This window comes from Vibrio nigripulchritudo ATCC 27043, from assembly GCF_000222685.1.
GTDB classification, from domain to species: Bacteria; Pseudomonadota; Gammaproteobacteria; order Enterobacterales; family Vibrionaceae; genus Vibrio; species Vibrio nigripulchritudo.
Genome location: NZ_AFWJ01000223.1, coordinates 50,113 through 64,880 on the forward strand (window position 1 = coordinate 50,113; position 14,768 = coordinate 64,880).

The window sequence follows — 14,768 nt, forward strand, 5'->3', positions numbered from 1 at the left end:
AACATGAGTAACGAAAGACACCTGGCAATGGCAGTAGTCGTCAGAGATGGAAAGGTTTTGGTTCAGCAACGTTTCAGACGCGGCAAAGGCATGGTTATTGAGTTTCCTGGCGGCTCTGTAGACGAGGGAGAATCCGGTGAACAAGCGGCTATCCGAGAACTCAGAGAAGAGACTGGACTGGAGTCGGTTTCGAAACTGGCAGTCGAAATTGGGAAAAACGAGTTTGGTGGCGACATTTTCTATGTGGTTCTGTCCGAAGACACTCACAATGAGCCAATCGCGACTGATCCTGAAAGACAACAAACGTTTTTTTGGATGGAACCGAAAAACTTGCCTTTGAACGACTTCTTTCCATCAGACATTCAGTTTATTCAGCAAACACTGACAAAGTACCTGGACTGAACAAATAAGGCGTATCAATGCTAATAGGACAAGTATCCAAACACACGGGTTTATCGGCAAAAGCCATTCGGTTATATGAAGATAAGGGACTGATTCAGCCTCCTGCGCGTCGAGGGCGCTACCGTATTTATTCAGAGACGGATCTTGAAGTACTTCAGCTTATTGTTGAAGCCAAATCATTAGGCGTAACCTTGGCACAATTGAAAGGGGTGATCACTTACCAAGATGGTGAAGTTGATTGGCAAAAAGTGCATGTATTCTTGTTAGAGATAAAAAATAATCTGCAACAGGAACTCACTAGGGTTATGAAAAATATAGAAAAAATTGATGGTTGTATCTCAGCCATAGATTCTTGCCCAAAAAGTCGTTGACTCTGACCTTAAGGGCAGAGATGTAATAGCTACCTCTTTACTGAACGAGGTCAGACAATGAAAAACATCTTAGTAATCGACGCCAACCCAAAATCGTCTAGCTTTTCTCATGCACTGGCAGACAGCTATGAAATACAAGCCCGAGAGCAAGCCGAGGTTAAACGTATCAATCTGGCTGAAATGAACTTTAACATCAGCCTGGACAGTGGATACGATGATGTTCAGCCGTTAGAACCTAGTTTGGAATCTTTTCAGGAATCGGTTTTATGGGCAGATCATATTGTGATAGTTTCCCCTATCTGGTGGGGTGGTTTGCCAGCTAAGTTCAAAGGGTTACTCGACCGAACTTTCTTGCCCGGATTTGCGTTTAAATTCGAGGAAGGCAGTGCAGAGCCCAAGCAACTGCTGATAGGGAAAACGTCTCGTTTAATTTTAACCATGGATGCCCCGCACGACTACGTCGAGGTGCAAGCCCAGCCCGTGATTGAACAACTGGATCGTTTTACGCTGCAATTCAGTGGTATGGAAGCCGCAAAACTCACGCTTATTGGTTCTGTGATTGGTGCGGATAAATCGCAAAGAGATGAGTGGTTAAAACTCGTTTGCGAACTTGGTGCTACGGGTTTATAAAGTCACTGCAAAAGGGGGAGTCTCAATAGAGTTCCCTCACATGAAATAGATTTATCAGGAAGGAGAAAAGGTGACTCTAGGTTTAGCTCACAGTGAAGTCGTGCTCGCTGATTACGATTCTGATTGGAAGAAAGAGTTTGAGCGAGTCAAACAGGAGTTGGTTGCTCAGACAAAGGTTCATACATCTCGAATTCAACACATTGGTAGTACCGCGATTGAAGGGTTACGTGCAAAACCAATTATTGATATCGCTTTGGGGATCAGTGTATTTAGTGATTTGAATCCAGAGTTGGAATTACAATTAAAAGCGATCGGATTTCTGAGGCTAAAAGTTGAGATGTCTGATCGAGTCGTTTTTGCCAAATTTACCGATGACAGCTACCTGATTAAGACTCACTATTTACATGTCATGCCTTTTGAATCTGATTTATGGCACGACTTAATGTATTTTCGAAATCAGTTAATAAACAGCGCTGAACTAAGAAGCGCTTATTCCAAGTTAAAATCTCAAGCAGCAAGTACTAATCGTCACATTGATGATTACACGGACACGAAGACCGAGTTTGTTGCAAGCGTTTGCCAGCAACGAAAACAACAATGCATCAGATGAAGGAAAACCATGACACCAGAACAACAAGCCTTTCTAAACCAATACCTTGAAACGCTCCCGCAACATGAAAGAGAGACCATCCCTCAAATTACTGCCGAGTATTTTTGTGCTGATGAGTACAATGCGAACGAGTGCGCTCGGCTGATTAATGAGAGTATCAAAACCGCATCGTGCAGCCTGAAGCAAGGCTATGATATCGAAAATGAGCCGCTGCCGGTGGTTGGAAGGCTAACCATTGTATTGAACTGGAAAGAAGAGCCAGTATGCATTGTTAAGCTGACCGATGTATCTTTCTCTCCGTTTAACCAAGTGACGGAAGAGTTTGCTTATGCTGAAGGGGAAGGCGATCGTTCCTATGCCCACTGGCACAAAGCGCATGTCGAGTTTTTTACCCAATATGCCAGGGAAGTCGGCGCTGAATTTAATGAGGATTCAGAATTGGTGCTGGAACACTTTGAAAAAGTGTTTCCGGTTTAGCTTTTCAGTTCGCCAGCCCCATCAGCAATCCGTTTTCTTCCCATAGTGTGACGTTTACACCATCAATATCGGTGGTGTATCGCTTCACTCCGGATTCTAACGAATCAGGCAAACGTGCCTGATACAGGGTATAGATTTCGTTGGTTTCCAGGTGTTTTACTTTGATTTGTGCCGCGAGCTTACCTTCAATACTGCAATAGCGCCCCCCAATCACTTGCCACTGGCTGGTGGGAAGATGCTGAGAAGAGGTCAGCGAAAAATCTAGTCGGTTCAGATACGTGCGAATACCCGATAAGGAGCTTGTCATCACTTCCATTTGCATTTGGCTGTTATGGTTGTAGGCAATTTCTGAGGAAATATCCAAATAGTGATTTTTGGTCGGAAACAGGAAGAATAACGAGACTGCGATCAGCAACATGGCTGCGATGGCGACTCGCTGCCACGGTAAAGTGCTTTTGGGCTTTGATGTTTTATGCAGCAGCACCTCCAGCTGATCTTCAGAAAGATGCTGGCTCTTATAAAACTGCTTAACGCCCTGTTTGAGCTTTTTGTCTGATGGTTTCTGATTCATTGCTGTGCCTCCTGATCTTGGAGGTGGTTAAATTCTGTCGTGATTCTTTTCCTGAGTCGGTTCAGTCTTGAAAGCAGAGTACCTTTTGGTGTATCGGTCATCTCAGCGATTTCCTGAACGCTCATGCCCTCTACTGCCCACAGGTAAAGCAGTTCTCGCTCATGCGGTGTGACCCGGGATAAAATCCAGTCAACATGTTGTTCATCAATGGCGATGTCTTCCATTGATTTCAGCACATCACTCTCTTTTTCAATCGTCTCTAAAATTTCACTGTCGTCTTTAACCAGTTCGAATTGTTTTCGCCGATATTGGTCGATAAATGCATGCCGGATGACCTTCATCATATAAGGCTTGATTTGCGTTGGTTCGACTTTGGCTGTGAGTACTTTTTCACAACTGTACTGCACCAAGTCATGAGCCTGCGATTCGTCGTGGCAAAGCGAAAGCGCATAGCGATAGAGCTGGTTAAGAAGCGCTTTGTCTAAAGTCGGATTTGCCGAGCGTTTAAATAAACCAAACATATTTAGGGTCTGTTGACCTTTCGAGCTGATTTTTGCAGCAATTTGTGGGTTCTTTATACAAGGCAGCGCTTATTCGGTGTAGTCGCTCTACATCAATAAGCGGTAACGCAGTAGAAAGGAGCCACAAATGCTGCCCAAAGGGTTCGGTTCTATGCGCTTTACTCTTTGTTGCAAGGTATTTGCTTAGAATGACTAAGCTAAAGACCTTGCGCCGCGATTAAAACGCATAGAACTCGAACAAAATTTAACCGCGAAAGGTCAACAGACCCTAGTGTATTCGCCTGCGGGCGTGTACCCGCAGGCGATGGCAGCTCCTTACACAATCGGTGAATCAGGCAGACTATTGGGTTTCAGTGTGCGCTTAGCTCGATGGAATACATCGCGGTAGGTAAAACGGCTACCCCCACCAAGCCTTACTAAAACAAGACCCGCCGCGGCGAGTGCAAATTCCCGCTTAAAACCATTTAAGTTGGCGATAATGCCTTTGTCGACACTGATTTTGGTTACCATAAACCACAGCATGACCGCGATTACCGCTATTCCGGCAGCCTTGATTTGCTGATCTCTGCCGAATATCAACACCACCCCGATGACAGCCAGAATGATCTGCGGTGTCGCAAAGGTAGGGATTTTGGCGTAAGTGCCAAAAAAGCCGCCCACAATAAACGTCAAACCCAGGGAGAATCGCAATAGCAACCCGAGGGATTCCCAGTCTGGTGTTGTGTGATTACCCAAGTTTCGTCGGTAATCAAAGCTCCTCGCTCCTGCTCCGAGGTTAAACAGCACGAACATCATGCCGGAAAGGCTGATATCACGGATTTGAACGAATATTGCGGGAGACGTATAGGTTTTCACGCCCACCGATGCTCCGGGCACCGTGTCCACCGGGAGAGAAAAGACAAACGTCCATAAAAGTAAGCCGTAAAAAAGGGCAAGCGGGCGAACCATAAAGCCAATAATCAGGGCAATGCCCGAAGCCAGCTCAAACGCTGAAAGTGAAGTTAGAAAGAACCAAGGCGTTAACACTCCGTTGCTGAATAAATAATCCTGAAACAGTTCATTAATGTATCCGGTTGTCCCCATATAATTGGCAACCATACCCGCCTGTTTTGATGAGGAAAGCAGAAGGCTGAGCTTAGACAGCCCGCCAATCACAAAGACGGTCCCCAACCCTAAACGAAGAAACAGCGCAGCTTGCGCAAAAACTGAGTGTTTTTGTTCCATATTGATTCTCTTCTTTAATGAGTGAAAATTTTGCACTTCATTAGTAAGACGAATCAGCGAAAGTTTTGATTGCACTGAATTTGAAAAAAGCGATAGTCTTGTTGAACTCTTTACTCGTCACCGGCTTTAAGTGCTTATCCCATAGGAAGTTTTATGAAATTCGATATGTACACCAAACATGCAAAAGAGTATGCCAAGGCTGTGGAAGACAATATCTACAATGCCAATTTCGAGCGTCCATCTACGCTGGCGTTGGTCGGCGATGTGACGGGTAAAGTCGTATTGGATTTGGGATGTGGTTCCGGCGAATACGCAGACCATTTCTTAAAAGCTGGGGCAGCTAACGTCACTTGCGTGGATCTGTCTTCTGAGATGATCCAGCTTGTCCAGTCGCGGTTTGGTGAAAAGGTTCGTGCTTACGCTCAGGATCTATCGCTTGGTTTGCCCCAGGAAAAAGCGGCAAGTGCCGATGTGATTGTATGCCCGCTTATGGTTCATTATCTCAAGGACTTATCGGCGTTTTTTAAAGAGTGCGCCCGAGTACTCAAACCAACGGGTGTACTGGTGTTTTCTACCCATCACCCTATGGTGGACTTTTCTGAGTCACCAAGTGGCGATTACTTCCAGTGCGAACTGATCGAAGAGGAATGGCATACCCTTAACCAGCCTGTTGAAGTCTCTTTCTATCGCCGTTCTTTAACCGAAAGCTTCGCCGCCATCACTCAAAGCGGTCTTGTGGTTTCCCAATTTACCGAAGGGCAGGTAACAGAAAAGGTGAAAGAGATGTCACCAGACCGATACCACCGATTAAAAACCAAACCCCAGTTTATGTTTATTCAGTGCCAACACAGGCAATCTTTAGTTCAATCATAAAAAGGAAATTCTATGATTCAAACGTCTCGTCTTTCTATGTCACCTATTACCGAATCAGATTGGGAGCTGTTTAGAGAGCTTCTCACTAGCCCTTCGGTGATCGCACTGTGTTTTGATGCACCAGAGGAAGACGATATCCGACGACAGTTTGAATCCCGATTGCCTGAGTGGACGCCTGAATCAGAAGCTTGGCTTTGTTTGGTACTTCGTGAAAAAGCGTCCGGAAAGTCTATTGGCGTGACCGGTTTCTTTATGGATAAAGGCATCGCAGAAGTAGGTTACTTGTTACTGCCGGACTTTCACGGAAAACAATATGGCACTGAGTCTCTTAAAGCATTACTGAAATGGGCAGAAAGTGAGCACCAACTTACTCAGTTCAGAGCCATAGTATCTGAAGGAAACGTCGCCTCAGAACGCGTTCTTGAAAAAAATGGTTTTGAATTGAAAGAAACCGTTCCCGATGCCTATGAAATCGGCGGGAAAATGTATGCGGATCGAATATTTACGCTCTCACTCTAATTAGCTGATTATGAAGGTCATAAGTTTTATGATCTTCTTTCTACTTTCCATTTCTCACCTTTGATTCCGTCAATGCCACACCTGTTGCATCTAACTTCTCCCTGCAACACCACATAGATTTCATTTTTCTTCTAACTCTTTATTTATTAATGGGCTGTTAGACCATCTTGTCCGGAACACTTTTTGATTATTGAGTTTTGAATAAACCAATAAACAGAAAGGAAATCTTATGTCTCTGAAAGGAAAAACAGTGCTTGTGACAGGTGCGGGGAGAGGAATTGGCAAAGGCATCGCAACGGAATTTGCCAAACTCGGTTGCAACTTAGTGATCGCCGATATCAATGTCGACAACGCCCAAACGACGGCAAAAGAGCTGACTGGTTATGACGTTGAGACACTGGCTCTGCAAAGTGATATTTCAAAATGGGAAGATGTGCAAAGTATGGTATCGAAAGCCGTCGAACGCTTTGGAACGTTGGATATAGCGGTAAACAATGCAGGGGTACTCAGTATCAAGTCTGTTGAAGAATTAACTGAAGAAGACTGGGACTTTGTGAACAACGTGAATGCCAAAGGGGTGTTCTTGTGTTGCAAAGCCGAAATTGCCGCCATGAAAAAAGCGGGAAGCGGACGGATTATTAATGTCGCTTCTATTGCGGGAAAAGAAGGCTTCCCTGATTTGGCGCACTATTGCGCATCGAAATTTGCAGTGGTCGGGTTTACCAATTCGCTGGCAAAAGAGATGCAACGTACAGGTATTACAGTGAATGCGATTTGTCCGGGTATTGTGCCTACCGCCATGTGGTACGGACCGGACGGGTTAGCTGAGCGTTGGAAACTGGAAGGTGAAACCATGGAAGAATCTTGGGCGCGCCATCAAGACATTCTGATCCCTCAAGGTGTAGGTCAAACCCCGGAAGATATGGGCAAGCTTGCGGTGTATTTTGCTCAGGCAGAGCACGTAACGGGTCAGGCGGTGAATGTGGATGGTGGATTTACTTTCCACTGATCATCTGTGTCTGCTCACAGGCTCGGGGGAGTATAGAGGTGTTGCCACAATTAGTTGTGGCAACACCAAGTCACGTTATTACAATCAATCAGACGTAGGTTTGGATACGTTCGCGAATGTCCTGAAGTGTGTGGCGTTTTAGTACCTTACCGTCTTTGAACACAACCTGAAGTGCGTTTTCTCGACCGTTCAACTCATCTTCACGAACCGTTTCCCAGTTTGATGCCTCGATTACGGCTAGGCGACCTTTTCGAGACGCTTTGTTTGGGTCGGTCGCTGGGTCTTTGTAGACGTCGTGCCATTTACCATCAATACAAATGGCAGAGGCTTTCATGGCAAACTTCATGGTATCTCGGTTTACCTTCTGCAGCAGCTCTGCACCCATACCAAATGCCAAGTTGTCTGCACTGATCTCTTTGGATTTCAGCTCCGACAGAATGCTTTCGATGGTGGTTTTGGAAATACCATCACCCTGAATAACGCGCACGCAATCTGGCAGCATTCGGAAGCCTTTCGAATTTCTGCTCTCGCCAAATTTCGCCATCAATCGCTCGATGGTTTGCGCGACGATCTCAACAGGGTTCCCTGAATCTGGTCGAACAACCAAGGTTCCGCCACTTTGTTCTACCTTCTCTTTTAGTTCGTCGCCCCAGATATGGTCTATCGCATGGAACAGGTCATAACTGTCGCTGACTACTGCCACCAGGCTTCCGGGTTTAGCGAATTGCTCAAGCATGTTTTGGTAGGCTAGCTTTTCGTTTTGCTGCCCCCATGCCGTTATGGTGCTGTGCTCTGCCGCCGGGATAGAATAGCCCGCAATGTCTTCGTTGTAGTAACGTCTTGCGTAAACCAAAGCAGAGACGGTATCTGTGCCCATAAAGTTAAGAAGGTGTGCCAACCCACCAATGGAAGCTGCCTCATTGCTTGCGGCACCACGAGCGCCAAAGTCATGCAGTTTGAATGGCAAACCATCAAGGCTGTCGGCAGTCTCTCCCAGATAACGTCGGATGATGGATTTGATAGCAAAAGATTTACTGGCGACGGTGGTCGGGTACCAGACAGCCCTTAATAACGCGGTTTCAAGGTAGCTGGTTAGCCAGGCGCATTTTGGATCCGTATTCTGAACCTGCACCAACGGTGTACGGGCAGGCACGACACTGCCTTCGGGAAGCGCCTGAATTTCAACGGGCAGGTATCCTTTGTGCGTATCCAGAATGTATTGCCAGCCTTCTTCATTGAAGGGTTCACCGTGTGCGGTCAATACGGCTTTCGCTTCATCAATGTCTTCCTGAGAAAGAGGTTTCGACAAATACTGGTCAAGAAACATCTGCAAACCGAAATAAACACCTTGTGGGTATTCACCACCGCGGGATTCTATATAACTGGATACGAATTCTGTTTTTGGCGGATATTGAAGGTAATGGGAGGCTTTGTACGAATCGGTGTTCAAAATGATGTTCATGAAACTATACCTGTCCAGTCTAGGTCAACAGACCCTAACGGCTTAGAAACAAAAGTTAAACAAATAGGTTGAGCTCGATTATGTGTATCTCGGTTATGAATCGCAAGTCATGTTGAGAAGACTCTGAGCTGTGCCCGTTTTATTGCATTTCTATTGGGTTACATATTAAAGCCTTATAGCTTTCATGGGGAGTTCTCATTTTGTGAATTAACATAACCACGAGCTATTAATGCTTAATGGTACAACTATTTTGAATCCAGCTGTAAACTTATCAGTAGTCGAAGATATTAAATCTGACATTAGTCAATAGCATGGCACCATTAAACATATCTCTTAGTTATCACCGCCATAGTATCAAGATGTAATAGCGACGACACCTTGAATTTAAATGCAAATTATCAAGGTAGTTTAGGGAGATCAAAAACATTCGTACACGATATACCGTGATGATATACGATTTCATGTATTTTTTGCTATTGAGGAATTAACCTTTTAAGCAAACGAACAATTAAAAATAAACCTCAAATAGTAGCTTGTAGGAAAAATACAACATGGCTCGTTCCGATATGCGAAAAAACGGTATTACAATTGGTTACTGCCTGTGATATAGAGTCTAATCTAATTCTGAATCAAAGGCGACTGAGAACAAAAACGATGAGATTGGTACTTATGTTGTCAAATAGAAAACAGTCGGTCCTACGTTTTAAGTGCTGTATTAAAAAGGGTAACCCATACCTCGCGTTAGATGGTGCTACGAAAATATAACGTTTCTTTAGATTTTTCATGGTGAGCATGCTAAAGCCACACGATTACGGAACATTACGCCAGAAAGTGAAGTAGAGGAAAATGAATTGGAACAGCGATTACTGGGCTCGAGTCTTCTTTGGTTGAGCATACTCGCGCCCAGTTAAGAATGAACACAAAACTAGCAATGGACGTCAATTGAAACCCTTCGAGTTCTCAATTAGTTTTAGCATGTGCCAATCTTTTTAGTGTATTGTTAGTATTTTTTATTTGTTTACTAACGTTAAATTGTGTTCAATATTTCTATTAATTAAGTAATTAAATTTTTCATATGAAGTGAAATATAAATTTACAATTTAATTACTCCAGATGTTTCAACTAAAGCATTTATTAATTGATTGATACTATCATGTTCAGATGACTTTACATACATATCTACTAATTGTTGAACTGTAAACTCTTCGCCAGTGTTTATGTAGGCAATTAATTCATCTAAAAATGGTATGAAGCTTGTACTTATTGTTATTACTCGACCTCTTGAGTATATTTCAGTTGTTTGACCCCATCGCCTGTAAATTAGTGGGCAATTTGGGAATTTTTTAAAATTTGAATTATAACTAAACTTTAAATATTTAATTAAAGGTTCATTTGTTATATAGTTGTTGCTTTCTATTATATTTAGATATCTAGAATATAAATTCCTAATGTTTACATTATCTTCAATGTTTCCCTTTTCGATATTTATTTTTTTAGAAAAATACGAAGAATCTTCAAAGTTGTATGATTCGAAATATTTCCTTAGAGACTCTCTATATAGAACTTCCTTGGAAGAAGGAAATATAGTTACACCAAATGTTATAGAGAAGTCCGTACTATCAAATACATGGAAATCTCCGTTTTTGATAAAGATAAAATCACCTGGCTCAAGTATTATTTCCTTCGCAGTATTAAGGTATTTCTTATATTCAAAAGAAATTAGTTCGCTGCCCGTAATTTTTCTATATTCATCTCTTTCCCAAACCCACACTCTTTTAGAATTAGGGCCGAGGTGGAAAAGTAAAGAATGGTCATTGTCGTCATGAATCCCAAAAGGAGTAAACCCATAGTTTCCAATAAAACAGTACGTATCTAATCCGATCAAAGGTGTGCCGAGATTTCTGACAAAACCATTAACCAGATTATTAGACAAAAATGAATGGATTTTAGAGTTCCATTTAGTTATACCATTGAAAGTTATGCAAAAATTTCCAAATCCAATACATTCTTTTATATCTTCTTCAAAGTTTTCAATTTCATAGAATTTATACTCTTTCAAAAGTCTTTGCAGTGAGTAATCTAATCTACCATCTATGTAAGCCCTTAAAACTGGAATCTCTTTTCTATGGGAAAATGATGTAAAGCAATTATGAATCTCATGCATAATGGTTTGAATATCAGATTCACTGAGAAGATTTGGAATATACTTAGATTTTGTTAGTAGCTCCGTATCATTCAAAATTATTTTATGGTGATTAGTCATATATTCCTCTCTAGTTTTTTACTATCAACTTTAGAAAGAATAAACTCTGTAACAAGTTCAGAGGCTACGTCCGCTGAAATGTTTCTAGAGCTTTCGCAAGAAGAAAGTTCTACAAAATCTATTCCTACAACTTTGAAATTGTTGTAAATAAACTTTAATACCTTAGATGTTTTAAGGTAACTTAAACCACCTACTACTGGTGATCCTGTGTGCATACTTAGCGTTGGATCTAGTACGTCTATATCAAAAGATATATAACATGGAATATCTTTATCAATACTTTCAAGTAATTCACTTATTTCAAAACTTTCGACTTCTTCAGAGTTGAAGAAAGATATTTTTTTTGAAATTTCTAGAACATCATAATTTGTAACTGATTGATATTCTCTCAAACCTAGCTGAAGTATATGTTTCACATTATTTAATTTGGCAACAGAATGCATGAAATTTGAGTGATTTATTTCTATATCATCTCCTGTACCATAAAAATCGGAGTGAGCATCAAAATGAATGACCTGAAGCTCTTTGTTGAATTCTGAGGCTGTTGTGATCAAAGGTAGAGATATAGAATGATCGCCACCAATAGAAATGATGGTTTTTTATTTCTAAATATGTCTGAAGTTAAATGATTTATTTTTTTGATATTGTCTCGTAATTTTCAGATGGAGAGGAATGATTTATATCGCCTAAATCCTTAATCAATAGATTAGAGAAGTCATAGACTTTTCTTGTCTTGTAACATATTACATTTGATTCCTCTTTCAAAATACCTAACCTTTTTCTTATTAGATCAGGTCCGCCCTTACATGTTATATATTTTACAGGGCTAAAATCTATTGGTAATCCTAAGAAAAATAATTCATTTATATTTGAATCATTACAATTTTTACTTATGTCATAAGTTGATTTAACTGTAATAGGTCTAGAAAGAAATTCACTCCCTTTTTCGATAAGAACCCTGGATTCAATAAGTTCTTTTATAATTTTGTTATCTCTTATTGTATTACATATTTCGATCATATTCACTAATTCGTTGGAAGATTCAATTTTTATCCCAAACTCTTGGAGAGTTATAGAGCACCTATCCTCCACTATTTTTACTTTAGCATATGGGTTTATGATTAGTTTACTCATAAATTTTTATTGCTCTTCCAGATAACAATACTTTTAATATATCCACTATAGATTCTTTTTCTTTACATAGTTCTTCAAATAAATTAATTATAGAAAAAGGATAACCTCTGTTTATTATCTTAATCATGTTTTCTACTTCTTTAGAATGGTTTACTGTAATGGATCTTCCTCTAAAATATATCTCTATCTTGTTTTTATCTATCTTGTTTAAATAAATCTTAAATGGCTTACATAAAACTAGTTTACTATGATGTTCAATATTTTTACTCTGAATATCTAACATTCTTGGAGGATCTTGAAAGCAAAAGTTACTTTTTTTTGCCAAATCGAAGGATTTATAACTTTTTTTTATAAATTCATTTAGAACAATTCTTTTTTCTATATTTTTAGTCACCCATGACTCATTTGATATAGCCCATTTTAGCGCGTTAGCATTTCTTTTTTTTGTGTTATCATCAATAACAGCCACTGCTATGGCAACTGAAAATTCAGGCGTATATCCTATGTGGTATTTATTTGGAGGTAATATAAAAATATCATTACTATTTATACAAACAGAATCTGCATCTTTCAGTATTTTTTCAGGTTCGAAAAATGAGCGATTGGAACCAGTTAGCTTAATGAAATTATCTTGTTTCCAAGTAAACATTTTCTTGCTACCAGGTCCCAAATGGAAGTGAATTACAGAACTATTCTTATCATCAATATGAACTCCAAATGGAGTCCAACCATAGTTTCCAATAAAAAGTGTTATCTCAAACTTAACATCATCTAGAATAACATTTTTATATATATCTTTTATCACTGTTGCTATTTTACAAGTGAGTTCATCGTTCCACTTTTCACACCTATTGAATACAACTCCATATTTATTTCCTTTAAAGATACTACTTCCCCATTCTTCTAAACTAGAGTATGAGTCGACTGAGCATGTTCTTATTTCATTATCAAATAAAGCAGTATTTCCTTCAGAATAAACTCTAATTTGTGCTGTATCCTTTCTTGAATCTGATTTTTTCTCTTCCTCGACAATAGAATCAATTACCTTTATTACATCATTAAAATTAATGTTAAGATGTAAATATGAATTAGAAATTTCATTTTCAAATAAATAATTAGCTAACTTTTCCATTTAATTACCTAAGGGTATAAGTATGTTTGTTTTAATGATTTTTCTTCCAGAAGATAACGCAGAATATAATGAAGGCTTATTAGAGTCATTAATTGTACCCCAAATAAAATTAAATTTATTATATAATTCATTTTTAAGAATTATCTCACAAATTTTTGAATATCCATTACCTCGAAATTTAGGAAATATATATTTTTCAATTATATAAAACGACCTTAAATCACCTATATAACTATTGACTCCAGCTATTATCGCTACCAAGTCAGTATCTCTGTAGAACCCAAAACATAACCCTTCCCTTATTGATGAACTAATACTAGATATATCTTCAGGTTTTGGTTGGTAGGGGATGTTACTATAGTTAGACGAACTATAATTTGAATTGTATTCTAGGTAAAAGTCCATTGATTGTAATTTTTTAATACAAATTCCAAGATTGTCATCAACGATAGCGTTACTAGTTCTTCCTATTAGTATGTGGTCGTCTTTAATGTGGTTTAAATCCTTTGATATTATTTCTGAATTTCTTTTAGTTGAGGCTATCATCAAATACTTTGGATTGAAAACTCTATAAGTTTTAGCGATTAATTCCTTAATTTCATTGATTTCTAAGTTGCTTATTTCTCTATCAGGAAGTATTTCAACGAAAGGAGTGTTAACATCTCCTGAATAAAATCTTATACCTGTAATAATAAACAGATCATTCTTTACCTTTACAAGTTTGTTTAGGTAGTGTTTTGAATTTGTTTGTTTTATTTTGTATTTGTTGAATAATTCTAATGCAATAGTTTCATTATAAATTAAGTCAATGTAATGTTCATTGAACTCACTTTTTGCTATAATTTTAAATTCGGGAAATGTGTTTAAATCATAGGATGATTTATATATCTTCTTAAAGCCATCTATAACGTTTAATTTCATATGATTTTAATATGTAGGTATCGTAAAGGGGCTCTAAAGCCCCTAAACAATGTTAGTTATCGGATATGTCTTACCGGACGCATTAGAGATATAGATTCAAATTTGGTTATTTCAATTCCTACAGTATCTTTAATTTGTAACTCTTTAACTTCAGATACTTCCCTATGAGTATCTGCCACTGCAGATGTAGATGTTAGAATCGCAGCAGCAGCACTAGCTGCTGCCGTAGATAGGCTTTTATTCTTCATAAAGCTTCCTTTAGTATAGTTAATGGATAACGAAAGAATTAAAATTTAATTAACTCTTCATTGAAAATTATTAGTATTCAAGAACGAGACATTCTAATCTTTACGTTATAATTAAGTTACATTCTTTAAATGTTGTACTCAACCATTAGAACAATGTGAGTATTTGATGTTTTCATAATCTGCCCTACTTTATTACGACTAACTTCAAATAAATAACTTGGATTTTAAAGAGTTATTATTATTATTGCGACTAAGATCTAATGCTTAATTCTGATTTTTTACATTGTTTCAATTTGTAAAAATTAGTAATCATTCTAATTATTATATTTTTAATATTACTTAATTCTGAATTACAGAGCCATTTTTAGCTTAATTGAATACTATGATATTAGGTCATTGAT

18 protein-coding genes are annotated in these 14,768 nt (G+C 39.2%); 8 read left to right on the plus strand and 10 right to left on the minus strand.

Translation table 11 applies throughout. The features are described 5' to 3' along the window. Positions 1–3 precede the first annotated feature (3 nt). The 5 genes from RH89_RS15695 to RH89_RS15715 all read left to right on the plus strand — a co-directional run bounded on the left by RH89_RS15695 (position 4) and on the right by RH89_RS15715 (position 2,490). Positions 4–402, plus strand: a complete 399-nt coding sequence (locus RH89_RS15695; RefSeq protein WP_004404039.1) for an NUDIX hydrolase — start codon at positions 4–6, stop codon at positions 400–402. A 17-nt stretch (positions 403–419) separates the two neighbouring features. After that, the gene (locus RH89_RS15700; protein WP_004404044.1) at positions 420–773 is read left to right on the plus strand and encodes a MerR family transcriptional regulator; all 354 of its coding nucleotides are present in this window, start codon (positions 420–422) and stop codon (positions 771–773) included. A 57-nt stretch (positions 774–830) separates the two neighbouring features. Further along, complete coding sequence (locus tag RH89_RS15705) at positions 831–1,403, plus strand: NAD(P)H-dependent oxidoreductase (RefSeq protein ID WP_004404047.1); 573 nt, start codon at positions 831–833, stop codon at positions 1,401–1,403. 70 nt (positions 1,404–1,473) lie between these two features. Then, entirely contained in the window at positions 1,474–2,013 is a 540-nt protein-coding gene (locus RH89_RS15710) for a GrpB family protein (protein ID WP_004404050.1), read from the plus strand. Positions 2,014–2,022: 9 nt separating this feature from the next. Further along, positions 2,023–2,490: an ASCH domain-containing protein gene (locus RH89_RS15715; protein ID WP_004404053.1), complete on the plus strand. Its 468-nt coding sequence runs from the start codon at positions 2,023–2,025 to the stop codon at positions 2,488–2,490. A 4-nt stretch (positions 2,491–2,494) separates the two neighbouring features. Here the strand turns inward: RH89_RS15715 and RH89_RS15720 are convergent, their stop codons facing one another. The 3 genes from RH89_RS15720 to RH89_RS15730 form a co-directional block, all read right to left on the minus strand. Then, complete coding sequence (locus RH89_RS15720; RefSeq protein ID WP_004404056.1) at positions 2,495–3,061, minus strand: hypothetical protein; 567 nt, start codon at positions 3,059–3,061, stop codon at positions 2,495–2,497. Next, positions 3,058–3,582 (minus strand): RNA polymerase sigma factor, encoded by a 525-nt coding sequence (locus RH89_RS15725; protein WP_004404058.1) that lies wholly within the window; start codon positions 3,580–3,582, stop codon positions 3,058–3,060. The genes RH89_RS15720 and RH89_RS15725 overlap by 4 nt, the downstream gene beginning before the upstream one ends. A gap of 315 nt (positions 3,583–3,897) precedes the next feature. Then, positions 3,898–4,806: a DoxX family protein gene (locus tag RH89_RS15730; RefSeq protein ID WP_004404060.1), complete on the minus strand. Its 909-nt coding sequence runs from the start codon at positions 4,804–4,806 to the stop codon at positions 3,898–3,900. Between the two features lie 153 nt (positions 4,807–4,959). Between RH89_RS15730 and RH89_RS15735 the strand changes: the two genes are divergently transcribed. From RH89_RS15735 to RH89_RS15745, 3 genes are all read left to right on the plus strand, one after another. Continuing rightward, on the plus strand, positions 4,960–5,679 hold the full coding sequence (locus RH89_RS15735; protein ID WP_004404061.1) for a class I SAM-dependent methyltransferase: 720 nt from the start codon (positions 4,960–4,962) through the stop codon (positions 5,677–5,679). 12 nt (positions 5,680–5,691) lie between these two features. Beyond that, the gene (locus RH89_RS15740) at positions 5,692–6,198 is read left to right on the plus strand and encodes a GNAT family N-acetyltransferase (protein ID WP_004404062.1); all 507 of its coding nucleotides are present in this window, start codon (positions 5,692–5,694) and stop codon (positions 6,196–6,198) included. A 229-nt stretch (positions 6,199–6,427) separates the two neighbouring features. Continuing rightward, a complete protein-coding gene (locus tag RH89_RS15745; RefSeq protein WP_004404064.1) occupies positions 6,428–7,207 on the plus strand; it encodes an SDR family NAD(P)-dependent oxidoreductase in 780 nt (259 codons plus the stop codon). An 88-nt stretch (positions 7,208–7,295) separates the two neighbouring features. On the opposite strand, the gene RH89_RS15750 is transcribed toward RH89_RS15745, so the two are convergent. From RH89_RS15750 to RH89_RS15780, 7 genes are all read right to left on the minus strand, one after another. Continuing rightward, positions 7,296–8,669 carry a nicotinate phosphoribosyltransferase gene (locus tag RH89_RS15750; protein ID WP_004404065.1) on the minus strand — a complete coding sequence of 458 codons (1,374 nt, stop codon included), beginning with the start codon at positions 8,667–8,669 and terminating at the stop codon, positions 7,296–7,298. A gap of 1,093 nt (positions 8,670–9,762) precedes the next feature. Next, positions 9,763–10,932, minus strand: coding sequence for a hypothetical protein (locus RH89_RS15755; protein ID WP_004404067.1), 1,170 nt, complete (start codon positions 10,930–10,932; stop codon positions 9,763–9,765). Continuing rightward, positions 10,929–11,525, minus strand: coding sequence for an arginase family protein (locus tag RH89_RS15760; RefSeq protein ID WP_080564022.1), 597 nt, complete (start codon positions 11,523–11,525; stop codon positions 10,929–10,931). Before RH89_RS15760 ends, RH89_RS15755 begins: the two co-directional genes overlap by 4 nt. 37 nt (positions 11,526–11,562) lie before the next feature. After that, positions 11,563–12,066 (minus strand): hypothetical protein, encoded by a 504-nt coding sequence (locus RH89_RS15765; RefSeq protein WP_004404071.1) that lies wholly within the window; start codon positions 12,064–12,066, stop codon positions 11,563–11,565. Further along, positions 12,059–13,198 carry a hypothetical protein gene (locus tag RH89_RS15770; RefSeq protein WP_004404073.1) on the minus strand — a complete coding sequence of 380 codons (1,140 nt, stop codon included), beginning with the start codon at positions 13,196–13,198 and terminating at the stop codon, positions 12,059–12,061. The genes RH89_RS15765 and RH89_RS15770 overlap by 8 nt, the downstream gene beginning before the upstream one ends. Continuing rightward, a complete protein-coding gene (locus tag RH89_RS15775) occupies positions 13,199–14,119 on the minus strand; it encodes a hypothetical protein (protein WP_004404075.1) in 921 nt (306 codons plus the stop codon). A 56-nt stretch (positions 14,120–14,175) separates the two neighbouring features. Next, the gene (locus RH89_RS15780) at positions 14,176–14,367 is read right to left on the minus strand and encodes a hypothetical protein (RefSeq protein WP_004404083.1); all 192 of its coding nucleotides are present in this window, start codon (positions 14,365–14,367) and stop codon (positions 14,176–14,178) included. Positions 14,368–14,768 lie beyond the last annotated feature (401 nt).